The 14115-nt window shown below is 60.6% G+C and carries 8 protein-coding genes; 3 read left to right on the plus strand and 5 right to left on the minus strand.

The features are described 5' to 3' along the window. Positions 1-185 precede the first annotated feature (185 nt). From ABHR63_RS05825 to ABHR63_RS05845, 5 genes are all read right to left on the minus strand, one after another. Positions 186-1568: a 6-phospho-alpha-glucosidase gene (locus ABHR63_RS05825; protein WP_346965284.1), complete on the minus strand. Its 1383-nt coding sequence runs from the start codon at positions 1566-1568 to the stop codon at positions 186-188. 3 nt (positions 1569-1571) lie between these two features. Continuing rightward, a complete protein-coding gene (locus ABHR63_RS05830; protein WP_346965285.1) occupies positions 1572-3188 on the minus strand; it encodes a PTS transporter subunit EIIC in 1617 nt (538 codons plus the stop codon). A gap of 99 nt (positions 3189-3287) precedes the next feature. Continuing rightward, entirely contained in the window at positions 3288-4142 is an 855-nt protein-coding gene (locus ABHR63_RS05835) for a PRD domain-containing protein (RefSeq protein WP_346965286.1), read from the minus strand. An 18-nt stretch (positions 4143-4160) separates the two neighbouring features. After that, positions 4161-4673 (minus strand): PTS sugar transporter subunit IIA, encoded by a 513-nt coding sequence (locus ABHR63_RS05840; protein ID WP_346965900.1) that lies wholly within the window; start codon positions 4671-4673, stop codon positions 4161-4163. 476 nt (positions 4674-5149) lie between these two features. Beyond that, positions 5150-7384 carry a DEAD/DEAH box helicase gene (locus ABHR63_RS05845; RefSeq protein ID WP_346965288.1) on the minus strand — a complete coding sequence of 745 codons (2235 nt, stop codon included), beginning with the start codon at positions 7382-7384 and terminating at the stop codon, positions 5150-5152. 602 nt (positions 7385-7986) lie between these two features. On the opposite strand from ABHR63_RS05845, the gene ABHR63_RS05850 reads away from it, so the two are divergent. From ABHR63_RS05850 to ABHR63_RS05860, 3 genes are all read left to right on the plus strand, one after another. Further along, positions 7987-8949 (plus strand): FHA domain-containing protein, encoded by a 963-nt coding sequence (locus tag ABHR63_RS05850; RefSeq protein WP_346965289.1) that lies wholly within the window; start codon positions 7987-7989, stop codon positions 8947-8949. A 170-nt stretch (positions 8950-9119) separates the two neighbouring features. After that, complete coding sequence (locus ABHR63_RS05855) at positions 9120-11204, plus strand: protein kinase domain-containing protein (protein WP_346965290.1); 2085 nt, start codon at positions 9120-9122, stop codon at positions 11202-11204. A gap of 492 nt (positions 11205-11696) precedes the next feature. After that, on the plus strand, positions 11697-14036 hold the full coding sequence (locus ABHR63_RS05860; protein ID WP_346965291.1) for a heavy metal translocating P-type ATPase: 2340 nt from the start codon (positions 11697-11699) through the stop codon (positions 14034-14036). Positions 14037-14115 lie beyond the last annotated feature (79 nt).

Raw genomic sequence — 14115 nt, forward strand, 5'->3', positions numbered from 1 at the left:
GGCCTGGCGTTAGCATGTCGCGATTCAATCTCGAAAACAGCATTGCCCAGTTGACAAAACTATAGGAACACCCCCATATCAACCCTTTGCGCAAAACGGCAATGCCCCGCCCACGCAATCACGTGGACGGGACATTGCTCCAGGCATGCGGTCAGCGGCTCTTTTGTGCCAGCGACCTTCTGTCTTTAGCTAAGCTCGGGCCAGTAACCCTTGTTGGCCTCGATCATGTCGTCGAGGACCTCCTTGGCGACCTTCATCGAAGGCACGGTCTTGTTCAGCGTAAAGGCCTTGAGCGCCTTCTCGTACGAACCCTCGATCGTAGCCTCGACCACGAGCTTCTCGGAGTTCAGCTGCTGCATCATGAGGCCCTGCTGGAACAGCGGAATGTTGTCACGGCTGATGACCTCGGGGCCGTTCTTGCCAATGTAGGCAGGCAGCTCGACCATGGCGTCATAGGGCATGTTGGGGATAGCGCCCTTGTTCTCGCAAATGACCAGGAAGCGCTGCTTGGTGTCGTTCTTCAGAGCGATGGCCAGGTCGGCAATCCAGTCGCCGTGGCTGCCCGCATAGAACGTGCTCTCGTCGATCTCGCCGGTCTTCTCGTAGTGGTCGATGCCGTCGAAGAGGTTCTTCTCGCGCGTCTCCTCAACCTCATTCGCACGGGTGCGCTCGGGGTTGGAATGCTCGACGAACTCCTTCTGCTGCAGGTAGTAGTTCAGGTACGTGTTGGGCAGGTACTCCGGGAAGCACTCCATGATCTCGTACTCGCCCTTCCAGACGTAGTACCAGCTGCCCTTGGTGTGGCGGTTCTGCTCGGGGTGCTCATCGGTGGCCTCCTCGGGCTTCTTGGACATCAGCGAGCTCATGCCCTTGAGGTACGAATCGGGCAGCAGGATCTCATGCTCCTTGATGTACTCGCGCAGCTGCGGGAGCACCTCCTCACCCTTGTGGCGAATCGAGGTAAACCAACCAAAGTGGTTGAGGCCAAAGTAATCGTACTCAACGTCCTTCTTGTCGATATCGAGCGCGGCGCAAACCACGTCGATGATCGCGATCGGCATGTCGCAGATGTTGATGATACGAGCGTTGGGACGCAGCACACGGCAGCCCTCGGAGACGATGGCGGCAGGGTTGGAGTAGTTGAGAATCCAGTAGTCCTTCTTGGCGTACTTCTCAACGTCATCGATCAGCTCGACCATGGGGAAGATGGTGCGCATGCCGTAGGCAAGGCCGCCGCAACCGCAAGTCTCCTGACCCACGCAGCCGTGACGCAGCGGAATCTTCTCGTCCTGCTCGCGCATGGCGTAGCCGCCCACGCGCATCTGGGCAAACACGAAGCTCGCGTCGGTAAAAGCCGTCTTTTTGTCGGTGGTCACCGTGAGCTTGATGTCCAGGCCGAGGTCCTCGTGCAAAATCCAGTCCACGAGCACGCCGATCTTGCGCTGGCGCTCCTCGTTGATGTCGTACAGGCGAATCTCGTCAACGTCGAGCTCGTCCTTGCGCAGGGCGATGGACTTGACGATGCCGGGGGTAAAGGTGGATCCGCCACCACACAGAGTAATGATCATTGTTTACTGCTCCTTCTCAATTGCGTTCTCGACCTTGTCGCGCATCTCGGCGACCTTCATGCCAAAGATGATCTGGATATTGTTGCCGTTGCGGTTGATGCCGCTGTTGGGCACGTGGTTGATGAGGTTCTCATCGATGAGGTCCGGGTTCTTAACGTTCACGCGGAGACGCGTAAAGCAGTTCTCGAGCTCCTCGATATTGTCCTTGCCGCCAAGACCTGCGACCAGGTCGGCAATACCTGCATCGACGCCCTCTGCGGGAGCTGCGGCAACAGCGCCCTGCTTCACCGTGACAGACGCGGCGGCCTCGCCCTCGGCAACGGACTCGGCGAGCTCGGACTCCTCCTCGCGACCAGGCGTGTGAAGGTTGAGCTTCTTGATGAGGAAGGTGAAGAGGAAGAAATACAGAGCGGCGTTGACGACTCCAAGCACCAGCATAACCGGCCAGTTGGTCTTGTCGACACCGAGGACCAGGTTGGAAACCACGATGTTGATGATGCCGCCTGCAGTCGAAGCGGGCACGGAGAGGACCTTGAGCAGAACTAAGAAGATGCCGGAAAGAATCGAGTGAACGACAAAGAGCACGGGAGCGGCAAAGACAAAGAGGAAGTCCATGGGCTCGGTGACACAGGAGAGCACGGCGGTGATGATCAGCGGGATGATAACGGCCTTGGTCTTATCCTTGTTCCCCTTGTAAGCGGTGACGATAAAGGCGAGACCGATACCGATGTAGGGCCACAGGTTGTTGAAGGTGTAGCTGTTGAAGTAGGTGCTATCGGAGAAGGGCTGGCCCGTCATTGCCATCTCGGCAACACGGATGGGGTAGGCACCGGCGATAACCTGATCGCCCAGCGTCAGGGTGCCACCCACATCGGAGAACTGGAACGGGGTGTAGATGAGGTGGTGCAGACCGGTGGGAACGAGCAGCTTGTTGAGCATGCCGTAGATAAACAGACCGACGTTGCCCGACTCCTTAATGATGCCGGCAACGGAGGAGATGGCGCCCTGAACCGGAGGCCAAACGATACAGAAGCCAGCGCCCATGATCCAGGAAATGATGATCATGATCAGGAACGGAAAGCGAACGCCCGAGAACATCGAAAGGGCAATGGGGAACTGCTTGTTCGAGTACTTGTTGAACACGGCACCGGTGATGCAACCAAGAATGATGCCGCCAAACACACCGGTATCGAGCACCTGAATGCCCATAACGGTGGCCTGGCCGGTTCCGGTTAGGCCGAGCATGCCGCTCGCATCGGCAAGAGAGCCGGTAGCGTTGAGCACGATGTTGTTAGCTTGCAAGAACAGGAAGAACGACATCAGGGCGATCAGCGAAGCATGGCCCTTGTTCTTCTTTGCCATGGCGCCGGCGATGCCCACGCAGAACAGAATCGAGAGGTTGTTGATGATAAACATCAGCGACTGGTAGACAACGGCGCCCGCAAGCTGGAACGGACCGGAGCCCAGTACGGGGACCAAAGCGCAGATGGTCTTGTTGGTCAGAATGATGCCCACGATGAGCAGGATGCCGGCAACCGAGAGATACATCATCGGCTGGACGATCGACTTCGCGAACACCTCCAACGGCGCTTTGAAATTGAACTTCTTTTTTGCGGTCATAGCGGTACTCCCCTTCCTTTTCCGCAAATTAAGACAGATGTGCCCTGGACAAGACCGTGAGCCTTGCCTTATATCAATCGGTGTGTGGGCACGTTATGCCTAGAGACCAGGTTCTCCAAGCAGGTTAACAATGTGGTACGCGAGATAACTCTTCTCGGCATTGGTAACGACAACGTTATAGGTAGACGACAAGTGGGCGGCTATGACGTCCGCGCACGAGAATGCGCACGGATACGCCGTTTCATCGATTCGGAACAGCGCATCGCCATTGATTTGCCCTGACGCGGGATCGAGCGCTCGTTGCGCAAAAAATTGCAGGTGACGAACGAAACGTTCGTAAGGCAGAGAGGTGTCATCGAGGGTCGTAGCATAGCGCTCGGAAACAATCGAGAGCACGTCGCGAACAAGCTGAACCGAAATGATGAGACGGTCGGAGCGTTGCGGCATGGTGGCGTTGACGATATGCAGCGTAATGAAGCCCTGCTCTTCTTCGCTCATCTGGATGCCCAAATAGTCCTTGATAATCTGAAGGGCACGGCCCGCAAGCGCGTACTCCTTGCGATAGAACTGCTGGATCTCGAGCAGCAGCGGGTTCTCGCAGGGAACGCCTTTGCGCTCGCGCTCCAAAGCAAGGCTGATATGGTCTGCGAGAGCAATGAGAATCTTGTCGTTAATATCAACATTGAGCTCTCGACGGAGCATCTGAACAATGTCCTCGGAAATCACGAGGTTGACGGTGGGGATGGACTCCAAAAGATGTGCCAAGCGGTCAATCGTACGCGAATCCTGAGAAGTTCCCCTCTGCAACGCGTAGGTCTTTTCGATCGACGCCTCGTCGATGGCATCGCCGGCATGACGGCCAAAGCAGAGGCCTCGACCGATGACGATGAGCTCGGAGCTATCGTCCGAAGTGACCATTGCGACGTTGTTGTTAAAAACTCGCTTGATAACCACGGTACCCACCACAAGAATTTACTCGGAAAGCCAGATGACAGGCTCTTTAACAGCAACAGGGCCGGAAGCATGCTCACGAAGAGTTGATTTCTCTGAACGCTCGCACACGATAACGAAGACCGTGGGATCGAAGCCGGCGGCGCGGACCGCGTCGAAATCGACCTCGACGAGGGGCTGGCCCGCGTCGACATGGTCACCCTGGGCAACAAGCGCATGGAAGCCCTTGCCCTCAAGCTTAACAGTGTCGATTCCGATATGCAGCATCACCTGAGCAGAGCTGTCGTCGGACATGATGCCCAGCGCGTGCTCAGTCGGAAACAGCGCCGCGACGGTGCCGGAAACAGGAGCGCACACCGTTCCCTCTTGGGGAACCACGGCAACACCATCGCCCACGGCACGGCTGCTAAAAGCGGGGTCATTGGTTTTTTCTAGATGAACAAGCTCGCCGGAAACGGGAGCGAGGATTTCGAACTCGGAGGTTACAGTCTTCTGCTCATCCGAGCCCCCCATAAGGCGAGAAAAGAAACCCATGGTGGCATGTCCCTTCATATATATAGCCCAACCAAAATCAAACGAATGCGTCCATAGAGACACACCCGTTCAAAGACTTTGGTTAGGCCCACGTCCGAGGGACTCGGTAACCTTCCGCATTTCTTTTTACGGGAGTTATTGTAGGCAACAGCAAAGCCAGAATTATCATTATGACCGGTGAACGGTATTGTTTCTCCGATAAACGGTATCTATGCGGCACTTAGGGACGATCCTTTTCTGCCGGCACCCAGGGACACTCCTTGCTCTGGTGCATTGGGGTCAGGTTACTTTGCACCAATCATGAGTTGCGGTGAAATAGGGACTGAAAAGCCGCTCAAAAGGCCAAAACAGTCCGTATTCCACCGCAACTTCAAGACGTTGGCGCAAACCAACCTGTCCCCCTGGCACCAAAAAGGGTCCCGAGCATAGCCTGCTCGGGACCCAAACACATCTCGCCTTACCGCGCGACACGTATGTTACTTGCGCTTGCCGCCGCCGTCGCCGGGACGACGGGAGCTGCCACCGCGCTTGCCGCCACGGCGGTTGCCATAGCTGCCACGGTTATCGCGACCGCCGGCACGACCGCCGCGGGAGCCGGCCTGGTTGCCGCCACGCCCGCCGTGATAGCCGCCACGGCGCTCCTCGCGGGTGTCGTCGTAGTTGCGCCAGTCATCGCGACGGTCGCGGCTGGCACGCGGGTCGCGACGATCGCGCGACTCATTCGAACGACCGGCGCCGCTGCGGCCACCTTTGCCACGAGCGCCATCGCGACGCTCGACACCGCGGCCGCCGTGCTCTTCAAAGCGCTTGCCGCCACGGGACTCGCCGCCGCGGGTACCACGCTCGTCACGCGAACCACGGCCTTCGCCGCCACGGCGCTCATCACGCCCGCCGCGCTCGCCATCGCGACCGGAACGACGACGGTCGCCCGCACCGCGCTTGCCGCTGCGCGAACCGCGGCCCTCGTCCTCGCGCTCGACACGGCGACGACCGCCGCGGTCCTCGTCCTCACGGCGACGGCGATGCGCCTCGCCTTGGAACTGCTTGGCACGGCGCTCGGCGCGGTTGCCGCGCGGGGCCTGCTCAACGGCACCAGCACCGCCGCGCTCCTCGGCAGCCACCTCGCGGGCCACGCTCTCCACAGCCTCGTCCACGCGAGCCTGAACGCCCTCGCGCACGCGGGTCTTGCCGCCGCGCTTGGGACGGCTCGGACGCTCGCCGTCGCCGCGACCACGGTTGGAACGACCGGCCACATCGCCGTTGCGCTTGCCGTCGCGACGTGCCTGCTCAAGCTTCTTCTTGCTCTTGGACTTGCCGCGCTTGGTCTTCTTCTTCACCTTAAAGGCCGCAGGGTCGCGCTCGGGGTCAACCGCGGGCGGATTGGGACCCACATGCAGGTCGCCGGCGTCATAAATGTCGGCGGTCTTGTCCATGAGCTTCTCGATCTCGTAGAACTCGTCCACATCCTGCTCGGTCACAAACGTAATGGCCCAGCCCAGCTCGCCGGCGCGGCCCGTGCGGCCAATGCGGTGGATGTAGTCGGTCGGCTCGGCCGGCACGTCAAAGTTCACGACGTAGCGCACGTCGCTAATGTCGATGCCGCGGGCAAGCACGTCGGTTGCCACCAGCACGTCGACGGTACCGTCGCGGAAGGCCGAAAGCGCGCGCTCGCGCTGCGCCTGGCTACGGTTGCCGTGGATCGCGGCAGCCTTGATGCCCTTGCGCTCCAGACGACGGCAGCAGCTGTCGGCGCGATGCTTGGTGCGCATAAAGACGATAGTGCGCTCCGGGCCCTCCTTCTTGAGGAACTCGGGCAGCAGGTTGTTCTTGGCCTCGATGGACACCGGGAACACAAACTGGTCGACGGTGTCGGCGGTCGACGTGGCAGGCGCGATCTCCACGCGGGCCGGGTCGCTCACCAGGTCGGTAATCTCGCCCACGGCCTCCTCGTCGAGCGTGGCCGAGAACAGCAGCGTCTGGCGCTCGGCCGGCGTCTCGCGCACAATGCGGCGGACGGCGGGCAAAAAGCCCATGTCGAGCATGCGGTCGGCCTCGTCGAGCACCAGCACCTTGACCTCGCCCAGGTGGCAGGCGCCCTGCTCGATCAGATCGACCAGACGGCCCGGCGTGGCGACCAGGATGTCGCAGCCATACTTGAGGGCCGCGGTCTGGGGCTTGTAGCTCACGCCGCCCACGACGGTCACGGCGACATGGCCGGTGACGTCGGCGATCTTGCTCGCGACCTCGTCGATTTGCTGGGCAAGCTCGCGCGTAGGGGTGATGACGAGCATCACGGGACCGCGGCCGTTACCCTCGGGCTTTTTAGCACCGCGACGGCGGTTGCGGCCGCCGCGCTCGCGCACGGGTTTGGGAGGAGCGATGTGCTCCAGATTGTTCATGGTCGGCAGCAAAAAAGCAGCCGTCTTGCCGGTGCCGGTCTGAGCGGCGGCAAGCAGGTCGCGGCCCTCAAGCACCACGGGGATCGAGCCAGCCTGGACAGGCGTGGGTGCCGTGTAGCCTAGGTTCTCGATGGCACGAAGCATCTCGTCCGAAAGTCCCAGCTCGTCAAAGGCGGGCAGGTTCTCGGTCGCGGACTCGATGGTCTCGGCGGCGCTGGCCTCGTCGGCAGCATCGAAGGCAGCCTGGGTCATGGTCTCGCGGGTCTCGTCCAGAATCTCGGCGTCCGTGACGTCGGATACAGAATTACGCATATGTTGTTGTTCCTTATCTGCACGCATTGTGGGCACGGCATGCGGCCGCGCGAGCGTGCTTGGTAGTGCGCTAATACATACAAAAACAGGTGCGCACAGAGAGGACGTTGCTCAGCACGCTGGCGATCGCTTTGGCAGCCCTATCACGCGCCGTCCAGACGCAGCGGCCCTAAGCGATGGAGCAGATTCGCCGCCGGTTAGTATACCCTCGGTTCGCATGACCCCACGTAAACCACAGATGACGGGGCGGACGGGGCGGGCCCGAGGTGGGCCCGGCCGATTGTCTCAATCTGTAACATCTACAGGGCAAATCTTCCTCTACGTGTTACAGATCGAGACAAACGGTCGGCACGGTTCACAAACGTCTCAATCTGTAACAGTTACCGAGTAAAATCGGTCCTAATTGTTATAGATCAAGACAGAGAGGGGGGGATTTCCGTCCAGTCCAAACCAAATCTCCCAGTCTTCCTGCAATTTCGAACATGTGGCCTATAATGTTGCTTTGGTTACGCTATATATTGCGCAGCCATTTAATACGTCGCCCACCGGGGGCCATTAATTCCTATCGCCATATTGCTAGGAAGCAATCAAAGGAGGTATCCGTGGCAGCAGAGACGCCTTGCTCGGTTCTCTATAACGATATTCGCTCGTTCGGCGGTCTTAAACATCTCGAGATCGCCCGAATGCTCATCAATGGAAACTCTTATCTCGGCAGTACCCTGCTCGAGAAATGCTCTTCCAACCGCTCGTATCTCACCCGTTACATCGTCCATCGCGAGCCTGACCAGTGCGCGCCCGCCATCTACAGCGACTTTGCCGTCACCACGCTCAATCTTTCCGCGGCAATCTGCAGCAAGCTCGGCGGCGGTGAGTCCGTCTATCAGGCAATCGCCGAGCACTATCGCGGCCCGGCCGCCAACGAAATGATGTCGGCCCTCGCCAGCTACAAGCTGGACAGCCGCCTATATGCAAATGCCCTCAATCACATCGACAACCTTGACGGCAATGCCGTGCGCGAGAAGAGTACGCTTTACCTTATGCTCTTTGTGGCAACGGGGGCGCTCGCCGACCCCATCCAAGGCGTGGCCACCGTCGAGCGCTTTTGCGACAGCAAGACAGGCGGGCACTTTGGCACCACCGAAACTACCGTCGGACGTGGCTTTATGGGCAGCCTGGAGCAGCCGCACGCTGTCGCCCCCAACCTCGGTCTGCTCAGAACCCATGCCGACAACTGCGCCGACATGCAAATCCATCCCCTCACACGCGATCCGCGCGGCACGGTAATTGGGTCCTTGCCCAAAACCTCGCCCAGCATCACCGATGTAGGCGCCGACGCATCGCGCGAGCATCTCCGCATTTGGCTCGAAGGTGGACACTGGTACGCCCAGGGCCTTGGGTCGACCAACGGCACAGCGCTCGAATCGGGCGCGGGCGACGGCAATATTGTGATTGAGCCGCCGCGCGACCAACGAGAGCCCGGCAAAGTCTATCCCCCCGTGGAAATCGCCAACAGCGACAGACTTCATTTGGGCCTCTATACAACGTTTCTCGTTATTGTGGACTAGCGCGTAGAGACGTGGGGAAACAGGTGCCACTCGTCTTATATCATTTCATTGCACGCTGCACTGTAAATAGCAATACGAGTCAGCTTGTCGGCAAACACGTCTATCATGGGCTTTACTCGATAATCGCGTTCTCAGCGTGAGCACGCGGCCCCATCAAACGAAGGAACGCCATGGATACTACCGATAGCGCCTATGGCGACAAACTCATCCGTCTCGATACGTTCGATACCGCCGTGGCGGTCAACCCCAGCGCCGAGGACGACGCCAAGCGCCGGTTTATGACGCTTATTCTCCAGACGGCCCACCGCAACAACGGCAACATCGGGCACGTGCTGCGCGCGACCAACACGGGCGGCGAGGTCTTTGCCGTCAAGCTACTCAAGGACAACGCCCTCCTTTCCGGCCAAGCCCCCGACCGCTCCGCCGAGCAATCGGCCGCGCACCTGGCCAACACCGCCGCGCTGTTTGAGGAGTACCGTCATCTGTGTACCGTCTCGCACCTGCGCGGATTTCCGCGCGTCTATGGCTACGGATCGTGCGAGGACGACCCGCTTATCCTCATGGAGTGGGTCGAGGGCACTTCGCTCAAGCAGGCGCTGCCTCTGCTTCCGCACGACGCCTCGGGCGGGCTGACCACCCAGATGGTCGCCGCTGTCGGAAACGCCGTGCTTCGCGCGCTCTTGATGACCCAAGGCCTCGTGAATCCGGTCGTCCATCGCGACCTGTCGCCTGCCAATATCATGTTCCGCACCACCAGCCGAACGCTTGAGCAGCAGATTGCCGATTGCTCCTTTGACCCCTGCCTCATCGACATGGGCTCCGCGACCATGGCCCTCGGCGACGACACGATCACCCGGCGCGCCGACATCTGGCGCTTTGCCACGCCCGCATACGCCGCGCCCGAGATGCTCACGCAGGATATCGAAGGCATCGCAGCCCTTCGCCGCTCGCCCGCGATCGACGTCTATGCGCTTTCGAGCATTCTGTACCAGCTCTACAGCGGTCGCAAACCGTTCGATGTTAAGTCGACGGGTGCCGCGGCAACCGGCTCGTTCTACCTCATAAAGACCAAGACCAAGCCGGTACCGCTCGAGCCGCGATGCAATGACGACGAGGCGCTCGTCCAGATCATCATGAAAGGCATCTCGGTCGAACAGGGCGATCGCCCTACCGAGCAGCAGATGCTCGAGGTGCTCTCGACATACCTCCCCGCTGCAGAATCTGAAGACCGCGAGGGCGCGGGCAATGACGCCGTAATCGACATCGACTCCGGTACGCACCTTAAGGTCGACGTCGCCGGCGAGCGCGCACGAGAGATCCTGGAGCAGGCCCGTCACGATGCCATGACCCGCCGTCGCTTTATTATCGGCGGCGTCGTTGCAGTCGTTGCGGGGCTCGGCGTCATTGGCGCGGCGACCCGTGGCTTTGGCATCCCCGACTACCTGGACGGCATCCGCAGCTCTCTTGACGACTACGCCTGGGATCGGCTGCAGGAGATTTCGCTCAAGATTAAGGCCGCCGGGACCCGTAGCGAGGCACGCGAGATTGCCAAGCGCTACCACCTGCTCGATGCCGATGGGCATATCCCCTATCCGTGCACCAAGCGCGTGAGGCTCACCAACGGGCTGCACGTCGGCGCGCAGCTTGTGGGCATCCGTCACGACGAGCTTCTGGACGGGACGGGCAAGGCCGGACTGACGTTTATGTTCGATGCCGGCATTGCCGAGCGCGATGCTGCGGCTGAACCGCCGAGCGCCGGCTGGGCAGATTGCGAGCTGCGGGAATGGCTCGACAGCGACGGCCTTAAGCTGCTGCCCAACGAGTTGCGCGCGCTCATCAAGTCTGTCAAAAAGATCTCGAATAACTTTGGCGCCGCCAGAAGCGCATCGTGTCTGAGCGAGTTGTCCGCAACCCTTTGGCTGCCCGCCATGGTCGAGCTGTGTGGTACGCAACCGCCCGATTCGTTTGCCAAGGACTATCACTACCTGGCCGACATCTATAACGGCGAGGGCAAGGAGTATCAGCTCTTCCGCGAGCTCAAGGTGAGCCCGTATTCCACGAACGAGATGTTGGTCCGCCAGTGGAAGGGCAAGGACACCTGCTGGTGGGAGCGCACGGTGAGCCCCGACTCATCGGAGACCGAAGGCACGCTCTATTTGAATCGCGTGGGACACGACGGCGACGTCTTTACGTACGCAACGCCTGCGGACAGCCCCAAGAAGCGAACCTGCGTGATCCCCGGATTCTGTATCTAGGCGGCGGGCGTCTTGCCGTGACGGAACCCCTCCCCGGCAATTGTCTCGATCTGTAACACCAGCTCGGCAGATACAGGTCTAGATGTTACAGAACGAGACAAAACCCCAGCCCCGCGAGACAACATCTCAATCTGTAACAGTAAGGGGTTAAAAACCTCTCTAGATGTTACAGATCAAGACATTTGAGTTGACCGCGGACGGTCCGTCTCGATCTGTAACAGTTAGAGGTTATATTTTCCGCCAGATGTTACAGATTGAGACGTTGAGTTTCCTGCCAACTGTTTGTCTTGATCTGTAACAGCTATGGTTCAAAAACCGGTCCAGACGTTACAGATTGAGATGTTTGGCAGAGGCGACCATTGATTGAGCCGCCACCCTCATCTGTAATGAAAAGTCATACATTCCAACTATCACTGGACACCCCCGGGGGGTATGGGTGTATAGTATCGGCAGGTTAACATTTCCAACACTACGCCACAGAAAGGAGAAGCCATGGCTCAAGATAAGTTTGACGTGGGCGGCATGACGTGCGCCGCTTGCCAGGCACACGTGGACCGCGCCGTCAGCAAGCTCGAGGGCGTCCAAAGCGTCGCCGTCAACCTACTCGCCGGCTCCATGTTGGTGGACTATGACCCCGCGCAGGTCTCCCCCGACGATATCTGCACCGCCGTCGACCGCGCGGGCTATTCGGCCTCGCCCGTCAGCACGGGCACCGAAGCCGCCCCGAACGGCAACGCACAAGTCAGGTCCGGCGCCGCCCATATGGAGTCGCCGACCAAAAAGCTGGAGGCCACCGCCTCTGCCATGCGCACTCGACTCATCGTCTCGATTGTCTTTCTCATCCCGCTGTTCTACATAGGCATGGGGCACATGCTCGGCTGGCCGCTGCCCAGCGTCTTCACCGACCACACCCACAGCATGACGTTGGCGCTCACCGAGCTCGTCCTGCTCATCCCCATCGTCTACGTCAACGACGCGTACTTTATCAACGGCTTCAAGTCGCTCGTACACGGCGCGCCCACTATGGACGCCCTCATCGCCGTCGGCGCCACCGCTTCCATTGCATGGTCGCTCTACGCCATGTTTATCATGGCCGACCAGCTGGCCGCCGGGCAGGTCCACGAGGCCATGATGACGGGCATGGACAACCTGTACTTTGAGAGCGCCGGCACGATTCTGTCGCTCGTCACCGTGGGCAAATACCTCGAGACGCGCAGCAAATCCAAAACCGGCGGAGCCATCGAGGCGCTCATTGACCTGGCGCCCAAGACCGCGACCGTCGTGGCCGACGACGGCACCGAGACCGCTGTGGACGTCGACGCCATTCTTCCCGGCCAGGTGCTGCACGTGCGCCCCGGCGAGTCTATCCCTGTCGACGGCGTGGTACTCGAGGGTAGCTCGGCCGTGGACGAGAGCGCGCTCACCGGCGAGTCCATCCCCGTGGAAAAGACCGTCGGCGACACCGTCAACGCCGCCACGGTCAACCGCACCGGATCGTTTACCTTCCGTGCCACGCGCGTGGGCGCCGACACGTCGCTCGCCAAGATCATCCAGCTCGTCGAGGACGCCAACGCCACCAAGGCGCCCATCGCCCGCATGGCCGATAAGGTCGCCGGCGTGTTTGTGCCCGTGGTGTTTGCGATCTCGGCCGTGACCTTTGTGGCGTGGATGGCGCTGACCGGCAGCGTAAACGAGGCGCTCACCTCCGCCGTGGCCGTGCTGGTGATCAGCTGCCCGTGCGCGCTTGGCCTGGCCACGCCCGTCGCCATTATGGTTGGCACCGGCAAGGGCGCCGAGATGGGCATTCTGTTTAAGAGCGCCGAGGCGCTGGAAAATCTGCGCAACGTGGGCACCGTGGTGCTCGATAAGACCGGCACCGTCACCCGCGGCAAACCGGCTGTGACCGATATCGTGGTGGCCACGCGCACTGACGGCTCGCCCGCCATGAGCGAAAAGGCGCTGCTCAAGCTGGCCGCCGCGCTGGAACGCCAGAGCGAACACCCACTGGCCGAGGCGATTATGGCCGAGTGCGAGACGCGCGGAATCGTCGCACGCATGGTCGAGGACTTTGCCGCCGTGCCCGGGCGAGGCGTCACGGCACGCGAGGGGCAGAATGTCATCGCAGCCGGCAACGTGCGCCTGATGAGCGAGCTGGGTATCACCGTGCCCGCAGGACTTGCGGAGCGATTTGCCGCCGAGGGCAAGACGCCGCTGTTCTTTGCCAAAAACGGTGAGCTTGCCGGTATCGTCGCCGTGGCCGACGAGGTTAAGGAGACAAGTGCCGAGGCCGTTACCGCGCTGCGCTCGCTCGGCGTCGACGTGCGCATGCTCACCGGCGACAACCGCGTGACGGCCGAGGCCATCGCCCGCCGCGTGGGACTTACCAGCGAGCAGGTTATCGCCGACGTTCTTCCCACCGACAAGGAACGCCACGTGCGCGAACTGCAGGATGCGGGCAGCAAGGTCGCCATGGTGGGCGACGGCATCAACGACTCCCCCGCCCTGGCGCGCGCCGACGTTGGCCTCGCTATCGGCACCGGCGCCGACATCGCCAAGGAGGGCGCCGACGTGGTGCTCATGCGCAGCGACCTCATGGACGTCGCCCACGCCATCGAGCTTTCGCGAGCCACGATTCGCAACATCAAGCAGGATCTGTTCTGGGCGCTGTTCTACAACGGCATCGGCATTCCACTCGCCGCGGGTGTGTTCTTCCCCCTCACCGGCTGGCAGCTCTCGCCGATGTTTGGCGCCGCGGCCATGAGCCTGTCGAGCGTCTGCGTCGTAAGCAATGCTCTGCGCCTGAAATCCTTTAAGCCTAAGACGGCGCACTGATGCACCCGACCTTGCCCCTCAAACCGTCGCTCGCGTACCCAAGTACGCTTCGCTCCTCTTTCGGGGCAATCTCGGGCAC

This window comes from Collinsella aerofaciens (genome assembly GCF_039752775.1).
GTDB lineage: Bacteria > Actinomycetota > Coriobacteriia > Coriobacteriales > Coriobacteriaceae > Collinsella > Collinsella aerofaciens_R.